Here is an 18,933-nt window from a genome sequence, read left to right on the forward strand (position 1 = left end):
ATTAACAGCATTTAAAATATAACCTGAAAATGGAAAACTTAAAAGAAAACATTAATTTCCAATCTAACAGAAGAGCATTTTTATCCAAAACAAGCCTTGGAATCGGGGCTGCAGCTTTGGCTTCAATCATAAATCCGGTTAAAAGTTTTGCCAAACCATTTACTTCCGATAACCCACTAGGGAAACCTCACTTTGCCCCCAAAGTGAAAAGGGTAATTTACCTTTTTCAAAGTGGAGGACCCTCCCAGTTGGAATTATTTGATTATAAACCCACACTTCAAAACAGGAACGGGGAACAACTCCCGGATTCAGTAAGAGGAGGACAAAGGCTAACAGGAATGACTGCTCACCAGAAGTCCTTTCCCATGGCGGGTTCTCAGTTTAAATTTGCTCAGCATGGTCAATCAGGAGCCTGGGTAAGCGAATTAATGCCACATACCGGAGAAATTGCCGATGAATTGTGTTTTATCAAAACCATGCACACGGAAGCAATTAATCACGATCCGGCCATCACATTTTTTCAAACAGGTTCTCAACAGGCAGGCAGGCCTTGTATCGGTTCATGGTTGAGTTATGGACTTGGCACAGACAATGAAAATCTACCTTCTTTTTGTGTATTGCTTTCAAGAGGAAGAGAAGGAGGACAACCCCTTTATTCCCGATTGTGGGGTAACGGTTTTCTTCCTTCATTACATCAGGGGGTACAATTCAGGTCAGGCGTAAACCCCGTACTTTATTTGAATGACCCGGAAGGAATGTCCAAAACCAGCCGAAGGAGAATGCTGGATTACCTGAAAGAATTGCACCATTTGCAATATGAAAAAATAATGGACCCGGAAATAAACACCAGGATCGCCCAATACGAAATGGCTTACAGGATGCAAACTTCTGTTCCGGAAGCGATGGATATTTCCAATGAACCTGAGTATATCTATGAAATGTACGGAGAAGAATCCAGAAAACCTGGCACTTTTGCAGCCAATTGTCTACTAGCCAGAAGATTAGCGGAAAGGGATGTGAAATTTATACAGCTTTACCATCAGGGCTGGGATCAACATGGAAACTTACCAAATGACATTAGTACCATGGCCAAAAGTACCGACCAATCTTCTGCTGCCCTTATCAAAGATTTAAAACAAAGAGGTTTATTAGAAGATACTCTTGTGATTTGGGGAGGAGAATTTGGGCGTACAAATTATTCCCAGGGAAAATTGACTAAAACCAATTACGGAAGAGACCACCATCCAAGATGTTTCACGATTTGGATGGCTGGAGCTGGAATCAAAAAAGGGATTACTTATGGGGAAACCGATGACTATGGTTACAATATTGTGAAAAATCCTGTTCATGTTCACGATTTTCAGGCTACCCTGATGCATTTATTGGGAATTGATCATGAAAAACTGACTTTTAAACATCAGGGAAGAAGATACAGGCTCACAGATGTTCATGGAAACCTGGTTAAAGATATTTTGGCATAAAAAAACCGAAAGGGAAAATGAACCCTTTCGGTAGTACGCAACAAATAAAAATTATTTTTTAATCCATTTCCACGGCTCCTAAAGCAAGTTCATTGGTGGGATCTTGCCTTAATACCGCTTCGGCAAATGGTTTGACATATCTTTCTGGTAAAAGGTTTTCCGGATAAAAGGATAATGCCTGCTCCTTTAATTCCCAGTCCTTTGGATCTAATTCCACCGCTTTTAAAATATGATAAAGGCTGGTGTTTTGTGCATGTGATTTTTCCTCAAGGGTTTGGATGGCCAGACTAGCTGCAATCCTGTGCCAAAAACTATTTTGGTGTTTTTCGGAAAGATGGGCGGCAAATGTATAAGCCAGTAAGCCAGGTTTTCCTTTAGATATTTGCTCTAACAATTCAAGGACATCATCTTCATTAAAGTTTGACTTAATTAGTTCCTCGGCTTCATTAAATTTGTAATCCAGAATTAACTGGGAAATTTGTGATGTGGTTGAATCCATTGATTTAGCTGAAAGTTTCATAATAGATGTTTTAGTAATGGTTGTATTGATAAGGTTTATATAATCCGCAATAAGGAATCATCCCCGGTCTATTTGTGGAATAATTAATTAAAACCGAAGGCAAGCACCTTATTTTTAGACTAATATATGTAATATTTCACGCTTAAAACCATCAAAGAGTTCGATATATTAGGATGTATTATTAATTTTAAAAAAAGTTATTTCCATTCAAAGAAATAATTGTACTTTTTAAACAAAACACATAAATCAGATGAGCAAAAAGATAAGAATTTTGGTAGCAGGATGCGGAAATATGGGAGCTTCACATGCAAGGGCATACCATAAAATGGACGAATTTGAAATTGTTGGCTTAGTCAGCAGAGGACCAAAAAGCAGGGAAAAGCTTTCGGAAGAATTAGGAGGATTACCAGAATTTGACGATTTCGATACTGCATTGGCTTATACCAAACCAGATGCAGTTTCCATAAATACATACCCGGATACCCATGCAGATTATGTAATGAAAAGCCTGCATGCAGGAGCACATGTTTTCGTAGAAAAACCACTGGCAGAAACTGTGGAGAAAGCTACAGAAATTGTAGAACTAGCCAAAAAACTGAACAAGAAATTAGTTATAGGATATATTTTGAGAGTTCATCCAGCCTGGAAGAAATTTATTGAGTTGTCCCAGGGATTGGGTAAACCATTGGTAATGAGAATGAACCTGAATCAGCAAAGTAGTGCTGATACTTGGTACACACACCTGAACCTCATGAAATCTATTTCCCCAATTGTGGACTGTGGTGTGCATTACGTAGATGTAATGTGCCAAATGACCAGATCTAAACCAATCAGAGTATCTGGAATAGGGGCACGACTTACAGATGAACTGGTTCCTGGAATGTATAATTACGGCCAGTTACAAGTTACATTTGAAGATGGTTCTGTTGGTTGGTACGAAGCAGGCTGGGGCCCTATGATTAGCAACACTGCTTATTTTGTAAAAGATGTTATTGGACCTAAAGGATGTGTAAGTATTATGGACCAGAAGGAATCTGATTCGGATGATGTAGATGCACATAGTAAAACCAATGCGCTAAGGTTACATCATGCTGAACTTGATGAAAGCCGGAATTTTGCTAAAAAGGACGAGATCGTAGATACTTCCGAAGAACCAGACCACCAGGGATTATGCGATCTGGAGCAGGAATTTTTCCTAAAGGCAATTTTGGAGGATCAAGACCTCTCAGAACATATGGAAGATGGCATTAATAGTCTTAGAATAGTTTTGGCTGCTGATGAATCTTTTAAAACTGGAAAAACTATTGAACTTTAAATTAAGCACCCGTGCTATTATTTCAGAGGAATAACAATCTCTATATCAGTCTTTTATAACAAAATAACACACGATTAATTTTGAATTACTACTTAAAAGAAAAACCTGTCTGGAATGGACAGGTTTTTCTTTTTTCTCTTAATTTTTCATAAAATTTAATTATCAGATAGCCCTCTGTAATTATCTGATCTTGGATTTTTATCGGACATGTTTTCAGTATATAAAGGCTCTTTGATTTTTAAATTCAATCCCAGCCTTTCATTTATATAACTGGCAATCCATTTGTTAATCTTCAACACAGCAAATTTTTTCCTTAGCCTGCCCTGGCTATCTCTGTTCAAAATAGAAGGCAGCGTGTTGGTTGTAATAATCTCAGTTATAGCCGAAGTCGCCAGATTACTTTTCGTTTCCTCTGAACTGTGAAAGTGAGTGGTCATAAAAATAATTTGCTTAGGCTGATATTCCTGCAACAATTTACAGCAAGTCACAATGGTTCCACCCGTACGAACCATATCATCCAGTACTACCACATCCTTTCCCTTTACCGAACTAAGAGGATAAGGAGAGTCCGGAGCAACTGTCATGTGTACTTTTCTTTCCCCGGTCCTGATTTTATCCATCACTACAACCGGATAGTTATTCCCATTGGCATTGGCCACTTGGGAAACATAAGCAAATGCCCCTTTATCAGGAGCTACTATTACTGTATTTTTAGGATCAACCGTTCCTGAATTGGTGATATAATAATTAAAAATTTTGTCAGGAAAAAGATTTACGAAATTATTTTCACCAAAAATGTTTTTATACTCATACTGTGTGGAAACACTGTGATTATGCACTGTAATGACGACATCTACACCAGAAGCTTTCAGAAGAGTAGCATATAACCTGGCTGTGAAGGCCTGCCCATTAAATTTATGCAAGTCTGCAATATCTCTATCGAATGGGGTATAACCGTGATCTTTTTTGGGTCCTCTGTCCTGAGCCGAATAAAATAAATCGGGTTCCACCAAAATCACTTCCTTTGCTTCATTATCCTTAGCTGCCCTGGCAATGATAAAATTTCTCATGGCTAGCTCGTTTCGAGAAATATGCCCTCTATGCACTGAGGCAATGATCACCGTTTTTCCGGCTAGAGTACTTCCTATTGATTGTAAATCATCCTCATCATGTAAAGTAAACCTTGGGCAAAATTCCGTATTTGCAAAAGTTTTAAGCATGATAAGGTCTGTAAAGTCAGTTTTCTGACCCAGGAAATCCGCAATATCTATGGCAAAATAGGTATCATGCAAATTTCCAATGACAATGATATCACTTTTTTCAACAGATTCTTTTTCTGATTTTTTCACTTTAGGGGAGAGATTTATTTTTTGAAACCGCAAATTAAAATGGTCAGTTTTTTTTCACAAAACCAGCCAAATCATTTCAGCTCCAAAAAAAGGAAAAATCCCTTATTCTAAAAAATAAATCGAAGGATAAAATCAGGTAATTATTTCAGTTTTCCTACAAACAAAAATATTCTTCAAATTGTTAAAGAGCTGTACATAAATTAAAATCTTCAGCTTCCCTTCAAATTCAATTTGATTTGTTTGGAATTAATTCATTAAGTGTTTCATCCCAGAAAAACTGATTATTTTTAACACCTCCCAACCAAAATTCATTTTTCTCTGTACTCAGAAAATTTGCTTTTCCAGCATAAACTTTTTCTCCCAAGGGGCTAAGACATAGTGAGACATTTTTTTCAATTAATGAATTGATAGTATCCACAGTTTTAAAATATTGTAAATCTCCAAATCCATAATAATTTTCTTGTCGCAACATTTTTCCAACCAATTGCCTTTCAGTCTCGATTTTTTCAGATTGGATGAAATTGAGTATTTCCTGCTGAGTTTGGGAAAGCCCATTGAAAATTGAGGGGAATCTTTTAAAATGAGCCTCAAGGGCTGGCCTTAAATAAGGAAATTTCAAAGCTGCATTATCCGCCAAATCCAGAAGAGGTAAAGGATTATCGGAACAATACTGTGCCCAGATGGTATTGGCCATTTTCAAATCATCCCCATCAAGGAAAATTCGATTTTCGAATAAATCGGGGAAAATTTTGGCATCTATTTCTCCCAAACCAACAAGTTTCTTATACCCGCTAACTTCCCCAATAGAAATGAGACTTATTGGCTGAGAGGGAAGCTTTTTTTGGTAAATCAGAGCAAGTGCTCCCAATAGATTAATCTGACAGAATAGGTCATATTCAAACCAAAGCACAACTTCATCATACTTTTCACATTTATCCAGCTTTTCAATTTCTTTTATGGTTTTTTCGTGAAATGCTTCGGCATCTACCTGATAATTTTCTGAAAAAAATTGCAGCCGCTGGATCCAAAAATCTGATTTTACAATGTCCTCTGATACGGGCCCTTCACACAAAACTTCCCGCCATACCAAAGTATCCCCGGTAATTTTTGTCTTTTGAATCTGAAATAAAGTACTGTCACCATTCAAGATATGTAAAAAATTTCCACTCATTTCACTACTACTTCCTGTTTTTGTAAATAGTGTCTGATACCGGTTTTTAGAAACATAGTGATAATTTTACTGGGATTATCAGGAGTAGAATTTAACTGAGGCACATATAACACCCCTACATAAAAGTCATTCTTTAAATATTCAAGTATTTTAATCCGTCCCTTTTCATCATTCCCGGACAAAATAAGCCCCTTTTCGCTTAGGAATGGGTATAAATTGGCATTGATTTCAAATGTAGAGTTATCTTGTTTAAAAATGGAATTCTTCTTATAACTTAAGTTTGCAATAGTATTTGGAATAATTTTCACAGAAACAGTCTGATACTCCTGAGGTATGTCTGTTTCAGTTATAAAATTCTCAAAATTCGCGGGTGCTTTTACTGCATTCCTTGCAAACTCCCAAACCATCTGCTTCATTCCCATTGCGGTTGCAAGCATAGGAATATTTTTTTCTCTAATGAACTTCAGTAAGTTCAGCAGGTTTTCATCTACTTTATTTTCACTTGAAGGCACCCAAATGGCATCAAATTGATTAAGCTCCACAGGATCATTAATTTCATTTGCAGAAATCCAGGTTGTTCTATAATCAACTCCCAAAATTCCAAAAGAATCAGAGATAGCTTTTTCTACATAAATGTGGTGTAAAAAGTCATGGTTGTATTGGGCGATTATTCCAATTTTTATCTTCTCATCCATGTCATTGCATAGTTTAAATTATACATGGCTTATAAATAAGCTGGTTATAGCGTAAATTATTGGTTTGTCATTTTAAAAATATAGGGCAAATAGCCTCATTGCTTGATACTCAATAAAAAATTTATTTAGACTTATAAGTTAAAACAAGATTTTTGAAAAAAAGTTAATTCCCACAATATTTAAGTACCCGGTAGTTTTTAATACTTTTTTCAAATTTCTTAAAAACTGAAGTTCCTCAATTCGTCTTGAAAAACCTATTAATAGACATTTTGGTTAGGTAATTTGGAGAGATGAACAGCAAAAATTCATCCTGGGAAAAGGCGTTTTTTAGAGTCGTTAACCTTAATAAAGGTACAATTTATTACCAAATTACCAAATACCTTGACCTATTTTTTTAATTTTTTATGAGTCAAGCCCGAAAAAATCAAGATGTAGGAAAATCCGTGGTTTCCTACTTTTTTTTCTTCTGAATCAAACAGCAAATCAAATCAGAACTAATGCCCATCAGGGTGTTTCCAAAACCACCCATAAGCGCAAAAATCTATAAGAGACTGATTATCAAAAACAAATAAAACATACATTTGAAATATTCTCTAAATAATGTTAATGCTGATTTGAAATCATAAGGTTTTCTCAATTGAAAGTCGTACAATTGTTCCCAGGTAGGTTTTTAATGTTTTTTCAACAAAACATACCCTTTTCCTCAAAAAAGGGAACCAGGAATCCATTTGAAATGCGAATTAGCTCTTTGGATGGTAAAAATGAAGATAAATTGACTTAACTATTACTATGAAAAAAATTCTTTTACTCCTTGCCCTATTTATGCCCATTTTTGGTTTTGCGCAAGATAACCAGGATGATGAAATTACCAAGACTCAATTGCTGATGGATTTAAACTCAAAACTATTTTACTTTCATAAAGTAAATGGAGGAATTTCATGTAGCAAAGATGGAAAGATGATTTTGAACGGAGTAGAACTTGACCTTTTGAATTCAGAAATTGGATATCAGTCATCAGAAGATGGTCAGGATCACTATATTTATTTTATGACCACTGATAAGTCTGAGAGCTATACTTTTACGCATGAAGGAGAGGTTTTATTTAAAACAAATAACATACTACATCCAATTAAAAATCAGGAGCAGGCAGTTGAACTGGTCATTCTTTTCAATTTTTTAAAAGGATTTTATACCACCCAATAAATTAAAAAGGAGGCCCTTCAAAAAATCATTTTTTTGAAGGGCCTCCTTTTCATTGTAAATTTTCTATTCTTATCTGCAGTACTTTTTCATGGCTTCATCTACATTCTTTTCGCCAAGAATTTTTGCTTTTTCAAAATCTTTACACGCATCCTTTTTTCCTGTAAGTGCTTTTAAAATTCCCCTGTGATAATAAGCCGCCCCATGGTTCTTATCGAATCTCAAAGCTGTATTATAACTTTCCATAGCCCCTTCCACATTTCCTTGCTTTATTAAAGCCAAACCTTTCACAAAATAGGACTCCGGGTTATTTTCATTTATTTTGATTGCATCATTTAGATTGATAATGGCCTGATTGTATCTGGCAAGTTTATAATTACACATTCCTGAGGCAATTTTATAAGTAATTTCATAGGGATCAAGTTTACTGGCACTTTCATAATCCGAAGCAGCTTTCTCAAGCTCCCCCATCTCTTCAAATGCTCTTCCTCTATTAAATAAAGAACGTGCATCTTTGGGATGAGCCTTTATATAATTAGTGTAGGATACTACTGCGGCCTTATAATCTTTGGAAGAAAAATGCTTATTACCATGATCAAAATCCGAATCTCCACAACTCGAAATAAAAAAGACACTAAGTATAAATAAAAAATTGATGAATGATGGTTTAAAACACATGTTTAATATTGATAGTATGAAATTAGTAATTTTACCAAGTCAGGCAAACCGACTGATTTACAAATAATACTATTTGAGGAACCAGTTGAAATTTGGCGCAAAAATAAAAGAAAAAATTAAAAGCCTTTGCCCTATGTACTTTTACTCTCTCGTTTGTCATTTATTTTCCTCCTGATACAAAAAACTTAAACCTCTGCTAATAAGCAAAAGAAAAGGCTGTCATAGGAGGAAGGTATTATTAAAAACAGTTGGCCTACGCTCTATTTACCAGACACAAAAAAAAGCCAAATCCCCCAAAATAGTGATTAGGGGATTAATAAATGGTCCATTAATTTACTTGGGTAAAAATTGCGCTATAGGTTATAAGTTAGGGTAGAAAAAAAATGGGAATGAAATAAATAATACAATAAAAACCAGAGAAAATTATTCTTCATTTTTTTCTTCAATCAGGTAAATATCTTCACCTTTTTTCTTGAATAAATACTTTTCTCTCACAAATTTTTCCAGCTTTTTTGCGCTTGTAGAAAGTTCCTCCATATCCTTGTCAAGGGTAACAATCCCTTCTTCATAATATTTTTTTTGTTCCTCAAGCTCAACCACCTTTTGGTTAAGTTTAAACTGGTTCAAAATGTTGTTGCCATCAAAAAATGCCATCCACAAAACGAATAATACTCCAGTGAGAAAATAAATATTTTTAAAAATTTTTGGGAACATTTCTATTGTATTTTATGATTCGTATACTAAGTTAGTAAATTGCTCTAAAAAAACTAATAATTTTCTTTTCAATAAATTGTACAAATTCACAATTCATTTTTAATCAGTTCATTTTTTCGCCAATTTCCATATTTTTCCAACAAACGATACTAATGGAGGACAATATCTTAAATCCTGAATTTCTCAAAAAAACAGCTAATATGGTTATGCCTTATGGCAAGTATAAAGGCCGTTTATTAATTCATCTACCCGAACCTTATTTAACCTGGTTTCATCAAAAAGGGTTTCCAAAAGGGCAGCTGGGAAATATGTTAGCCACCATTTATGAAATAAAAATAAATGGATTAGAACATCTCATCCGTCCATTAATTACCCATCGTCCGGATTAATTTAAGATCTCGTAAGAGTGGGTAATTTTGGCTGTTTTTTCCAGTGTTTTAGCCACAGAACAGTACTTTTCCATCGATAAAGTAATGGCCTTTTCTACCTTCGATGGATCTAAATTTCCTTTTAATTTAAAGTGTACATTAATATCCGTAAAGAGTGAAGGAACCTTATCTTTTTCCCTCTCTCCTTCCACCACTATATCAATATCTTCAAGAGGCTGCTTCTGCTTTTTTAATATGGAAATGACATCAATTGCACTGCATCCTCCTGCCCCTGCAAGTAGCAGCTGCATTGGCCTCATTCCCAAATTATGCCCTCCAATAGCAGGTGATCCATCAATTTCAATGGTGTTACCATCTTCATTTTTTACCTCCATATGGAAGGCATCGTCTAATCTGCTCAGTTCTATTTTCATTGCTAAAAAATTATATCTAAAAAATGCAAGAATAAATATTACTTGCAATAATTCCATATTTTTTGTTTACTTACTTCCCGAAAATAACTTTGAATAAATACCTTTATGGAAATCTATTTTTGTTCAGGTAAAAACATCAAGAAAAATGAAAGAAATATCAGTTAGCGAACTAAAAGCTTTGCAAGACAGCGGAGAAGACTTCCAACTAATAGATGTAAGAGAAGCAAATGAGTATGAATTTGCCAACCTGGGTGGAGAGTTAATTCCTTTATCAACCGTAATGGCAAATGAAGGGAAAATATCCAGGGATAAAAAGGTTATAGTACATTGTAGAAGCGGAGCAAGAAGTGCAAATGCCATTTTGCAACTCGAATCAGCTTTTGGTCTTGAAAATCTATATAACCTCAAAGGCGGAATTCTGGCATATGCTGATGAAATTGACAATTCTATCCCAAAATATTAATTTTTATACCTGCTCTTAAATTTGCATACAATCAAAATTTAGGAGCAGGATTTCCTGATACAACCACTCCAACAAATTCTGCATTAACATGGTAAAATAAAACTTTCAGATTATTTTTAGGTTTTATGCGTCTCTATTATTCGAATTTCATTCAATTTTCATTTAACATAACAATTCTAAAATGAAGCATTTTTATGTTTTGGTGATAATTACACTAATTTTTTCCTGTAAAGAAAATATATCACATAGTGAATTGATTGGAATCTGGAAGTTTGATAAAGTAAAAGTTAATGGGTTTGACAGAACTGATTACCAGAACTGGCCTTATCAGAAATGGCTAAAAATAAACAAAGATGGTACTTTTACCAGTGGCCACGGCCATATAGTAAACTACCGGGGTAGGTGGAAAACCTCAAAGAGTGAACCTATCCTAAGCCTTATTTGCGATGAAGGCGACATTTGGGATACAAAATGGGAATTTAGGATATCAAATAATATTTCTTTTTTCGAAAGTCTGCAGGGTGGAGGAGGATATCAGAATGTGAAAATTTGGGGAAAAAAGTCGAAAAAAATCCCGGTGGATTTTGAGGAAGAAACTCCATTTTCTGGTCTGTGGCAGCTAACCCCTCAAAACATTAAAAACTTTGATGAGGATGCTATTGGCTGGATGCATTTTTACGATGATGGCTCCATGATGATGGGTTATGGGAACAGAATAATCGACCATGGTTTTTGGGAATACAACAAATACAAACAAGTCATTTCCCTTTGTATTGGTCCAAATAGTTCTTACGTAAGTGACTGGTGTTTCCAAAGAATTGGGAAAAAACTCATTATGGAACAGGTGGATGGAGATTATCTGAACCTCAGTTTTAATAAAATAGAAAACCTGATTTATTTATCAATGGCCAAAAAGTTTGTCAGGTAACTTTTTCCAAATGATTTACTTTATTGCTGGAATTTAAGAATAATATTAATTTTTTAAGGGAGCGGAACCATTTCCCACCATTTTTTTCTACCATTTTCCCAACTGCTTCGAGAGATTTTACCTGAGCTTCGGTAAATCTGTCTCCACCGTCTTTCAGTAAAACACAGAATAAAGTCTTCTCAGGTCGCTTATTAGAATCATCAATGACTTCAGCTATAGAATAGACTCCTGTCATTTTAGGAGTAATCACATACACACAATAATCACAGTGTTTTCGCTCATAGAGCTCCTTTTGGTAAGCCTCATCATCCCAATTTTCAACAACCGGATTGAAATAATCAATTACTAATTTGGGAATAACAAAATTTCGCCACTTTGATTTATTAGCTGTACCGCCTAAAAAAACTTTTGTCATAAATAAATATTAAACCTTTCAGAACAAGCAAAGAACAATTGTCATTTGCAATAAAGTGAATTCTCCATTTCAGAAAACTCCAGATTATTCGGTAGGAAGGGTCATTTGACTGTTTCATTCTCCCGTTGAATCCTGCTCATCAATAATCTTTTTGAGATAATGTTTCAGCTAATCCGATTCTTCCGAGAGCACTTATCATTTTAGTAGGTAATACCCTACACATTGATATTAGTACAATTATATAATTTAAAGATAAAATATCCTAGTTACCGTTTTTAAATCCAGTTTTTAATATAACCGGTTTTACTGACTATCCTTAATTTTTCTATCCATTTGAAGTACTTTTTCCTTTTTTATTAGAACTGGTTTCTACCTGTTTTACCCTCTGCTGCCATCTTTGTGTTTCCTTACTTAAAACGGATTCTACCTTTTGAACCAACAAAGGAAAGGCATCCTCCTCATCATAGGGTTCTGACCTTGTTAAATATAATGATCTTTCGTATTGTAAAGCCTCACAAGTGGCCCTATACTCTTTCCAAAATTTAAAATAATCATCCAGCTCAAGGAATTTATTGATAATTACCAAAACAATACCCCCTAATGCTGCGCAAATTTGTAATATAGTATCCAGTTTATAGAATTCATGATCTGCTACTGCACTTAGCGTAGTAATTACAGGAATGGTGGCCGCTATAATAAATTCAATGCGTTTATACTTCTTGTATTTTTTTTGATTAAAACTACTTTTCCTGTCATACCAGTCTATTTGATTATTCAGTCTTTCCTCAATATATTGAGCGTCTGTCATTAAGGGAGCTTCCCGCTGAATTGGTTTATAATTCTGATAATTTCCACGATATTTTAAAGTGGAATCTTTTTTACTAATCACAGCAGTTTCATCCCCTTCTGTAGAAGTTATTTTTTCTTCCACAGAACTGGCTTTCTGTGATTTAGTTTCAGATTTGCTTGTTTCAACTTCTTCAGGATCTTTATTGTCGGAAGCATCAATTTTGATTGACTTAGCAGTACTCATAATCAATATAATTTAAGGATAAATGGTAGTCAAAAAGATAAGTATCAGGTAATTATGTGAAATTTCCAGACCAAAGAATACTCCATTCTAATAGTTTATTAACTAACCCATCTAAAGAAAAGTACAGTTCAGACAAAAAAATATAAACTATTAAAGAATCTACATTCGGAATGTAATTTAGTTATTTTTTTCAAATAAACATATTTAGTTGATTTTTAATCAGATACAAAATTGTTATATGACATTTTTCTAGGAAATTAAAAAAATTATATGTTATTTTTCTAATAATAAATTAAAGACAAACTTTTATACCAATACCTATTGGCAGAATCAAATATAATCTTCAAAAACACCCAAAGCATATTAATTATGATTGAGTTTATAGCCTTGGGTATCTAAAAATGTATTAGACAATTTTATTTAAGTGATTGTTAAGATTTATTAATGCAAACAATAATTGAAGTCCATATTATTACATGAAATTTGTTAATGCATAGGAATAATATATTTTGCCAATAATTTTTTAAACTACTCATGAGTTATTTAGGATGAGTAGAATTTTATTTATCCCAAAAGACAAATGAAGAGTAATACGTCCATAAGAATATTTGCTGTAGAAGATGATCCGGTATTTGCTAAAATGCTAAAGTATGTACTGACATTAGACCCTGAGCATGATGTTAAAATTTTCAGCACAGGAAGAGAGTTGTTGGATAACCTTCATAACCGGCCAAGCCTAGTAACCTTAGATTATTCTTTGCCAGATACAACCGGTGAAGAACTGCTAAAAAGAGTAAAATATCAAGACCCTGATATTCCTGTCATTATTATTTCAGCTCAGGAAAATGTAAGAACGGCTGTAAAGCTCTTAAAGGAAGGGGCTTATGATTATATTGGTAAAGATGAGGATATAAGAGAACGTCTTCTTAATGCTATAAATAATGCGAAGAAGCATGTTTCACTGGCAAATGAAGTGCAGGAATTAAGGGAGGAATTATCCGAAAAATATGATTTTGAAAGAACAATTGTTGGTCAAAGCCCTGCAATAAAAAAGGTTTTCAACATGCTTGAAAAAGCTGTTAAAACCAACATTACAGTTTCTGTAACAGGCGAAACAGGAACAGGAAAAGAATTAATTGCCAAGGCCATACATTTTAATTCCAGCAGGAAAAAATCCCCTTTTATTCCTGTAAATATTGCAGCTATTCCTCCGACTCTACTTGAAAGTGAACTTTTCGGGCATGAAAAAGGAGCATTTACAGGAGCCAATGCCAGAAGAGCAGGAAAATTTGAAGAGGCTAACAAAGGGACCATATTTTTGGATGAAATTGGAGAAATGGATTTTAGCCTTCAGGCAAAATTACTTAGGGTATTACAGGAAAGGGAATTAGTCAGAATTGGTGGAAATGAGGTAGTTAAACTGGATGTAAGGATAATTACAGCAACACATAAAAATTTAGGAGAGGAAGTAAAGAAGGGAAACTTCAGAGAAGATTTATATTACAGATTGCTAGGCATGCCAATTTTCCTTCCACCGTTAAGAGAAAGACAAAATGATGTCTTAATAATTTCAAAATTTTTGCTAGAAAATTTCTGTAAGGAAAATAAAATGTCAAAAATTACGATATCACCCGAAGCCCAACAAAAACTTTTAGGGTATTCATGGCCAGGAAACATTAGAGAGTTAAAGGCTGTAATTGAACTAGCCGCGGTGATGTGTGACAATGGAAAACTTTCACCAAATGATATTCAGTTTAACAACTTAAACAAGGATATAGATTTACTCACTCAGGAATTATCATTGAGAGAATATATTTATAAAATCGTGAAAAATTTCCTTGACAAATATGATGATAATGTTATACTAGTGGCTGAAAAACTGGATATTGGAAAATCCACCATCTACAGATATTTAAAAGAAATGGAAGAAATGAATATTTCTTAGCGATACTTTAACCTAACATAAAATTATAATGAATTTGACAAGCAACCTTACTAGTTTTTCCTATTTATCAGAGTTTAGTGAAAATGATACCGGATTCATGCGAGAAATGGTTGATGTTTTTATTGAAGAAACTCCCAGGGAAATTCAAAAATTGCAATTTGCTTTATCAAAAAAAGACTGGAAAACGATTGGAAGCATTGCGCACAGTTTAAAAACTTCGGTCAGATTAATGGGAATGGAGGAAATCCATGTAGATGTTGAGGAACTGGAGATAATGGGGAAGTCGAAACAAAATGTAAAACTGATTCCTGAAAGAACAGCGAAAATCATAAAAATTTGTGAAGAAGCAGTAGTAGAACTTAAAGAAAAGAAGAAATTTTTATAGTAATAGATATCAATAATAAAAAAAGTCCTGGTTGGAAATCAACCAGGACTTTTTTTATTTTATGGAAGGGAATATTAGATATTCTTACCTGGGAAATAGGCTACTTCACCAAGTTCTTCCTCAATTCTAATCAACTGATTATATTTTGCCATTCTATCAGATCTGGAAGCAGATCCGGTTTTTATTTGACCAGTATTTAGTGCCACAGCCAAATCAGCAATAGTATTATCCTCAGTTTCTCCTGATCTGTGAGACATTACACAGGTATAACTATTAGATTTTGCCAAATTTATAGCGTCAATGGTTTCTGTAAGTGTACCGATTTGATTTACCTTAATAAGGATTGAATTGGCAGAACCAGCTTCAATTCCTTTTTGAAGTCTCTTCACATTAGTAACAAAGAAATCGTCACCAACCAGTTGAATTTTCTTTCCGGCAATATCAGTAAGGTATTTCCATCCATCCCAATCATCTTCATCCAAACCATCTTCAATAGATTTAATTGGATATTTATCGGCCATTTCTTTTAGATAATTAGCCATTTCCTGAGAAGTTAATTTATCTCCGGATGACTTATGGAAATGATATTTTTTCTCATCTTTCAGGTAGAACTCAGAGCTCGCTACATCAAGGGCAATCATTAAATCTTCACCTGGTCTGTATCCGGCTTTCTCAATTGCCTGGATAATCACTTCAATAGCCTCATCATTTGAACCCAGGTTAGGAGCAAATCCTCCCTCATCACCTACGTTAGTTGACATTCCTTTGGACTTCAATACGTTTTTAAGGTGATGGAAAACTTCAGTTCCCATTTTCAAGGCACCAGAAAAAGATTCAGAATTCATAGGCATAATCATGAATTCCTGGAAGTCGATTGAGTTATCTGCATGGCTTCCACCGTTGATGATATTCATCATTGGAACTGGAAGTGTATTTGCATTTACTCCACCAACATACCTGTACAATGGAAGTCTAGCCTCCAAAGCTGCAGCTTTTGCCACGGCTAATGAAACTCCAAGAATCGCGTTTGCACCCAGTTTTGATTTATTTTCAGTACCGTCTAATTCAATTAGGGTTTTATCAATAAGGTTTTGCTCGAATACTGAGTAACCTATTAGTTCTTCGGTTATAGCTTCATTCACATTTTGAACAGCTTTCAACACTCCTTTACCCATGTAAGCATCCTTTTCACCATCTCTTAATTCAACCGCCTCATGAATACCTGTTGAAGCACCAGAAGGAACAGCCGCTCTGCCAATATGCCCATTATCTGTCAGCACTTCCACTTCCACAGTAGGATTTCCCCTTGAATCAAAAATTTGCCTTGCGTGAATGTTTTGAATAAAACTCATCTTTATAAAAAATTTATCAGTGGTTATTAATTACGGTTCAAATATAAAGATAATTTTTAGTAATTATTCAGATATTAATTTGATTTGAAAGGAATTTAACTTTCAGTAAACAAGGATTTTTCACTTATGTCTTTTCCCACCGGAAAAAGGGCTAAAAAAGTACTTACCAGGCCATTTAAAAGGCAATTTTTTAAAATAAATCAGGGACTATCAGGTTAGATTAAAGGTTATGAAACCGAATCCATTCATTGGTGCAAACTAACCGAAACTCAGTATTTTTCTTAAAAAAAACAGCCTTTGGGCTTTGCTATGAATATTTTTCTAAAATCTTCACTTTACTTATTCCTCATTTTTCTTTTGAGTAAGTCTATTTACGCTCAAAAAGTCTACGATGGAATAGCGGTTACTAACAACGATAAACCAATTGAAGGAGTAGAAATACGGATTGATGGAGTAACAAATGCCATCACAGATTTAAATGGCAACTTTAAGGTTCACTTAAAAAAAGGCTACGATATCAAGTATGTTGAGACAGAAGCAGTAAAACAAGGATTTGAACTTTCTTCTTTTCGTTTAATTGATGGAAAAATAAAAATTGTATTAATTGAAAAAGGAATAATTCTGAAAGGGAAAATATTGGATCACAATGAAAACGCTATTTCCGGAGCAGATGTGTACATTAAAGGGGACCAAAAGAATAAAACCCAATCGAATCACAGAGGGATTTTTAGTCTTAATATTTCGAATAATATTTCTATTGGTTCAAATACCTCTTTTATGGTTAACGAAAAGACTATACCTGCCTCAGGTTTATCATTTAAAAATCAAAATAAATTTGTAACAATTACACTTCCTGAAGCTGATGCAAAACAAATAATTGCCAAACAAAAAAAGGAAGATAAGCAATATAAATTCAAATTAATAAGCGAGGAAGGTAAATTACTCACCAGAAAAAAAATTATAGTAAATGGGAAAACTTACCAAACTGATTTTAACGGGGAGGTAGAAGTTAAAATGCAAAGTTTTGCGGGGAGTAAAGTAAAGGTAGAAAATTATGAAATTACCAAACTTGATTCGGGAGGGGTTAGGGATATAAGAGTTTTTGTAAAGGCAAACTCAGACAATACAGAGCAAGCGATTACCTTTACCCATGAATTAATCGCCCAAAGACAAGCACTGGCCAAAAGATCCGCAGAATTAGCCGGAAAGGTAGAGGGACTTATCAATAAATATAATTCAGGGAACATTAGTGAAAAAGAGAAAAAAGCTATTGAAATCCAATTGGCAAAGATTGAAACGGAAATTCAACAACATGAATTGGATTTCATTGCTAATCAGGAAAAAACACATGATTTAATTGCGCAAATGAGAACTGCCATCTCATTTAAAGATTCGATTAATAGTCTATCTTCTGAAACCATTGCCCAAATAAAAAAGGAAAAAGATGCCATTGCACAGGCCAAAAATGACCTGGAACTTGCCAAACAAAAAGAGCAGGAAGAATTCAGACAAAATTTCATCATTCTGTCGATCATTATCCTCTGCCTGTTGATTCTTGCGATTACCTTCTTTTTCATGGTCAACCGGATTAGGAAACAAAAAGTTGAGTTGATGATAACCAAAAAAGAACTGGAACATAAAGTGGAGGAAATTGAAGTGCAATCTGAAAACCTAAAAAACCTGAACAAAAACATCAGCATTAAAAACAAAAAAATCACCGATAGTATCAGGTATGCAAAGAATATTCAGACAGCCATTTTACCATCTGAGAACACTCTAAAAAATGCTTTTTCATCTTATTTCACACTTTATTACCCAAAAGATATTGTCTCCGGTGATTTCTACTGGTGCTCACATATTAAAGATGAGGAAACTGGGATTGAAAAAACTTTTATTGCAGCAGTTGATTGCACTGGCCATGGTGTACCTGGTGCATTTATGTCCATGATTGGTAATTCTCTTTTAAATGAAATTGTGAATGAGAAAAAGATTTACGATACGGAAAAGGTGTTGGAAGAGCTTGATTCAGGGGTAAAACTAGCTCTGAAACAAAAAGAAACCTCTAATGATGATGGAATGGATGTTTGTCTATGTGCAATTGAAAAGATTGGAGGAAATGTTCAATTATCATTTTCAGGAGCAAAACGGCCATTATTTCATATTTCTGCTGCTTCAGGAGAACTTCAGGTAATTAAGGGTGATAAAAGATCAATAGGTGGATCAATTGTAAAGAATGTTCCTTTCACAAAAAAAATAATCAAAACACAGAAAGGGGATAAAATTTACCTTACCTCTGATGGACTTATAGACCAAAATGACATCTCCAGGAGAAAACTGGGAAGTGCAAGAGTGCGGGAATTATTGAAAAACACCGCAAACCAAACTCTTGAAGAGCAGAAAATTGAGGTAGAAAAAATATTGGAAGACTACAAAGAAGGTGTGGAACAAAGGGATGATATTACACTGATAGGAATTGAGGTTTAAAAA

19 protein-coding genes are annotated in these 18,933 nt (G+C 34.4%); 9 read left to right on the plus strand and 10 right to left on the minus strand.

The window, feature by feature from the left end:
* Nucleotides 1–29 precede the first annotated feature (29 nt).
* Nucleotides 30–1,481, plus strand: a complete 1,452-nt coding sequence (locus tag A3EM_RS0101585; protein WP_020526406.1) for a DUF1501 domain-containing protein — start codon at nucleotides 30–32, stop codon at nucleotides 1,479–1,481.
* A 58-nt stretch (nucleotides 1,482–1,539) separates the two neighbouring features.
* On the opposite strand, the gene A3EM_RS0101590 is transcribed toward A3EM_RS0101585, so the two are convergent.
* Nucleotides 1,540–2,001 carry a hypothetical protein gene (locus A3EM_RS0101590; RefSeq protein ID WP_020526407.1) on the minus strand — a complete coding sequence of 154 codons (462 nt, stop codon included), beginning with the start codon at nucleotides 1,999–2,001 and terminating at the stop codon, nucleotides 1,540–1,542.
* A 250-nt stretch (nucleotides 2,002–2,251) separates the two neighbouring features.
* On the opposite strand from A3EM_RS0101590, the gene A3EM_RS0101595 reads away from it, so the two are divergent.
* Nucleotides 2,252–3,316, plus strand: a complete 1,065-nt coding sequence (locus A3EM_RS0101595; protein ID WP_020526408.1) for a Gfo/Idh/MocA family protein — start codon at nucleotides 2,252–2,254, stop codon at nucleotides 3,314–3,316.
* A 155-nt stretch (nucleotides 3,317–3,471) separates the two neighbouring features.
* On the opposite strand, the gene prs is transcribed toward A3EM_RS0101595, so the two are convergent.
* From prs to A3EM_RS0101610, 3 genes are all read right to left on the minus strand, one after another.
* Nucleotides 3,472–4,665 carry a ribose-phosphate diphosphokinase gene (prs, locus tag A3EM_RS0101600; RefSeq protein ID WP_044237249.1) on the minus strand — a complete coding sequence of 398 codons (1,194 nt, stop codon included), beginning with the start codon at nucleotides 4,663–4,665 and terminating at the stop codon, nucleotides 3,472–3,474.
* A 226-nt stretch (nucleotides 4,666–4,891) separates the two neighbouring features.
* Nucleotides 4,892–5,836: a hypothetical protein gene (locus A3EM_RS41215; protein ID WP_020526410.1), complete on the minus strand. Its 945-nt coding sequence runs from the start codon at nucleotides 5,834–5,836 to the stop codon at nucleotides 4,892–4,894.
* Nucleotides 5,833–6,531 (minus strand): glutamine amidotransferase-related protein, encoded by a 699-nt coding sequence (locus tag A3EM_RS0101610; RefSeq protein WP_020526411.1) that lies wholly within the window; start codon nucleotides 6,529–6,531, stop codon nucleotides 5,833–5,835. Before A3EM_RS0101610 ends, A3EM_RS41215 begins: the two co-directional genes overlap by 4 nt.
* 789 nt (nucleotides 6,532–7,320) lie before the next feature.
* On the opposite strand from A3EM_RS0101610, the gene A3EM_RS0101630 reads away from it, so the two are divergent.
* Complete coding sequence (locus tag A3EM_RS0101630) at nucleotides 7,321–7,734, plus strand: hypothetical protein (protein WP_020526415.1); 414 nt, start codon at nucleotides 7,321–7,323, stop codon at nucleotides 7,732–7,734.
* A 69-nt stretch (nucleotides 7,735–7,803) separates the two neighbouring features.
* Here A3EM_RS0101630 and A3EM_RS0101635 read toward each other — a convergent pair whose 3' ends face one another.
* On the minus strand, nucleotides 7,804–8,409 hold the full coding sequence (locus A3EM_RS0101635) for a tetratricopeptide repeat protein (RefSeq protein ID WP_020526416.1): 606 nt from the start codon (nucleotides 8,407–8,409) through the stop codon (nucleotides 7,804–7,806).
* A 423-nt stretch (nucleotides 8,410–8,832) separates the two neighbouring features.
* A complete protein-coding gene (locus tag A3EM_RS0101640; RefSeq protein ID WP_020526417.1) occupies nucleotides 8,833–9,123 on the minus strand; it encodes an FtsB family cell division protein in 291 nt (96 codons plus the stop codon).
* A gap of 152 nt (nucleotides 9,124–9,275) precedes the next feature.
* On the opposite strand from A3EM_RS0101640, the gene A3EM_RS0101645 reads away from it, so the two are divergent.
* Nucleotides 9,276–9,512 carry a DUF3820 family protein gene (locus A3EM_RS0101645; RefSeq protein WP_020526418.1) on the plus strand — a complete coding sequence of 79 codons (237 nt, stop codon included), beginning with the start codon at nucleotides 9,276–9,278 and terminating at the stop codon, nucleotides 9,510–9,512.
* On the opposite strand, the gene A3EM_RS0101650 is transcribed toward A3EM_RS0101645, so the two are convergent.
* The gene (locus tag A3EM_RS0101650; RefSeq protein WP_026210046.1) at nucleotides 9,509–9,925 is read right to left on the minus strand and encodes an OsmC family protein; all 417 of its coding nucleotides are present in this window, start codon (nucleotides 9,923–9,925) and stop codon (nucleotides 9,509–9,511) included. The genes A3EM_RS0101645 and A3EM_RS0101650 overlap by 4 nt on opposite strands.
* A gap of 145 nt (nucleotides 9,926–10,070) precedes the next feature.
* Here A3EM_RS0101650 and A3EM_RS0101655 point away from each other — a divergent pair, with 145 nt between their 5' ends.
* Together A3EM_RS0101655 and A3EM_RS0101660 are read left to right on the plus strand one after the other, a co-directional pair.
* Nucleotides 10,071–10,388: a rhodanese-like domain-containing protein gene (locus A3EM_RS0101655; protein ID WP_020526420.1), complete on the plus strand. Its 318-nt coding sequence runs from the start codon at nucleotides 10,071–10,073 to the stop codon at nucleotides 10,386–10,388.
* A 181-nt stretch (nucleotides 10,389–10,569) separates the two neighbouring features.
* Nucleotides 10,570–11,316: a hypothetical protein gene (locus A3EM_RS0101660; protein ID WP_020526421.1), complete on the plus strand. Its 747-nt coding sequence runs from the start codon at nucleotides 10,570–10,572 to the stop codon at nucleotides 11,314–11,316.
* Here A3EM_RS0101660 and A3EM_RS0101665 read toward each other — a convergent pair.
* Entirely contained in the window at nucleotides 11,309–11,731 is a 423-nt protein-coding gene (locus A3EM_RS0101665) for a nucleoside 2-deoxyribosyltransferase domain-containing protein (protein ID WP_020526422.1), read from the minus strand. The genes A3EM_RS0101660 and A3EM_RS0101665 overlap by 8 nt on opposite strands.
* 325 nt (nucleotides 11,732–12,056) lie before the next feature.
* Entirely contained in the window at nucleotides 12,057–12,764 is a 708-nt protein-coding gene (locus A3EM_RS0101670; protein ID WP_020526423.1) for a DUF4231 domain-containing protein, read from the minus strand.
* Between the two features lie 580 nt (nucleotides 12,765–13,344).
* Between A3EM_RS0101670 and A3EM_RS0101675 the strand changes: the two genes are divergently transcribed.
* Nucleotides 13,345–14,709, plus strand: a complete 1,365-nt coding sequence (locus tag A3EM_RS0101675; protein ID WP_020526424.1) for a sigma-54-dependent transcriptional regulator — start codon at nucleotides 13,345–13,347, stop codon at nucleotides 14,707–14,709.
* Nucleotides 14,710–14,737: 28 nt separating this feature from the next.
* Nucleotides 14,738–15,094, plus strand: coding sequence for an Hpt domain-containing protein (locus A3EM_RS0101680; protein ID WP_020526425.1), 357 nt, complete (start codon nucleotides 14,738–14,740; stop codon nucleotides 15,092–15,094).
* A gap of 74 nt (nucleotides 15,095–15,168) precedes the next feature.
* On the opposite strand, the gene eno is transcribed toward A3EM_RS0101680, so the two are convergent.
* Complete coding sequence (eno, locus tag A3EM_RS0101685) at nucleotides 15,169–16,446, minus strand: phosphopyruvate hydratase (protein WP_020526426.1); 1,278 nt, start codon at nucleotides 16,444–16,446, stop codon at nucleotides 15,169–15,171.
* A gap of 309 nt (nucleotides 16,447–16,755) precedes the next feature.
* On the opposite strand from eno, the gene A3EM_RS0101695 reads away from it, so the two are divergent.
* Nucleotides 16,756–18,930, plus strand: coding sequence for a PP2C family protein-serine/threonine phosphatase (locus A3EM_RS0101695; protein ID WP_020526428.1), 2,175 nt, complete (start codon nucleotides 16,756–16,758; stop codon nucleotides 18,928–18,930).
* Nucleotides 18,931–18,933 lie beyond the last annotated feature (3 nt).

Origin of the sequence: Flexithrix dorotheae DSM 6795 (assembly GCF_000379765.1) — a bacterium.
Taxonomy (GTDB): Bacteria; Bacteroidota; Bacteroidia; order Cytophagales; family Flammeovirgaceae; genus Flexithrix; species Flexithrix dorotheae.

Coding starts and splice junctions, on each gene's coding strand:
- A3EM_RS0101630 (WP_020526415.1), top strand. CDS start 7,321: ATGAAAAAAATTCTTTTACTCCTTGCCCTATTTATGCCCATTTTTGGT.
- A3EM_RS0101660 (WP_020526421.1), top strand. CDS start 10,570: ATGAAGCATTTTTATGTTTTGGTGATAATTACACTAATTTTTTCCTGT.
- A3EM_RS0101680 (WP_020526425.1), top strand. CDS start 14,738: ATGAATTTGACAAGCAACCTTACTAGTTTTTCCTATTTATCAGAGTTT.
- A3EM_RS0101640 (WP_020526417.1), bottom strand. CDS start 9,123: ATGTTCCCAAAAATTTTTAAAAATATTTATTTTCTCACTGGAGTATTA.
- eno (WP_020526426.1), bottom strand. CDS start 16,446: ATGAGTTTTATTCAAAACATTCACGCAAGGCAAATTTTTGATTCAAGG.
- A3EM_RS0101585 (WP_020526406.1), top strand. CDS start 30: ATGGAAAACTTAAAAGAAAACATTAATTTCCAATCTAACAGAAGAGCA.
- A3EM_RS0101655 (WP_020526420.1), top strand. CDS start 10,071: ATGAAAGAAATATCAGTTAGCGAACTAAAAGCTTTGCAAGACAGCGGA.
- A3EM_RS0101650 (WP_026210046.1), bottom strand. CDS start 9,925: ATGAAAATAGAACTGAGCAGATTAGACGATGCCTTCCATATGGAGGTA.
- A3EM_RS0101590 (WP_020526407.1), bottom strand. CDS start 2,001: ATGAAACTTTCAGCTAAATCAATGGATTCAACCACATCACAAATTTCC.
- A3EM_RS0101635 (WP_020526416.1), bottom strand. CDS start 8,409: ATGTGTTTTAAACCATCATTCATCAATTTTTTATTTATACTTAGTGTC.
- A3EM_RS0101645 (WP_020526418.1), top strand. CDS start 9,276: ATGGAGGACAATATCTTAAATCCTGAATTTCTCAAAAAAACAGCTAAT.
- A3EM_RS0101675 (WP_020526424.1), top strand. CDS start 13,345: ATGAAGAGTAATACGTCCATAAGAATATTTGCTGTAGAAGATGATCCG.
- A3EM_RS0101610 (WP_020526411.1), bottom strand. CDS start 6,531: ATGGATGAGAAGATAAAAATTGGAATAATCGCCCAATACAACCATGAC.
- A3EM_RS0101595 (WP_020526408.1), top strand. CDS start 2,252: ATGAGCAAAAAGATAAGAATTTTGGTAGCAGGATGCGGAAATATGGGA.
- A3EM_RS41215 (WP_020526410.1), bottom strand. CDS start 5,836: ATGAGTGGAAATTTTTTACATATCTTGAATGGTGACAGTACTTTATTT.
- A3EM_RS0101695 (WP_020526428.1), top strand. CDS start 16,756: ATGAATATTTTTCTAAAATCTTCACTTTACTTATTCCTCATTTTTCTT.
- A3EM_RS0101665 (WP_020526422.1), bottom strand. CDS start 11,731: ATGACAAAAGTTTTTTTAGGCGGTACAGCTAATAAATCAAAGTGGCGA.
- A3EM_RS0101670 (WP_020526423.1), bottom strand. CDS start 12,764: ATGAGTACTGCTAAGTCAATCAAAATTGATGCTTCCGACAATAAAGAT.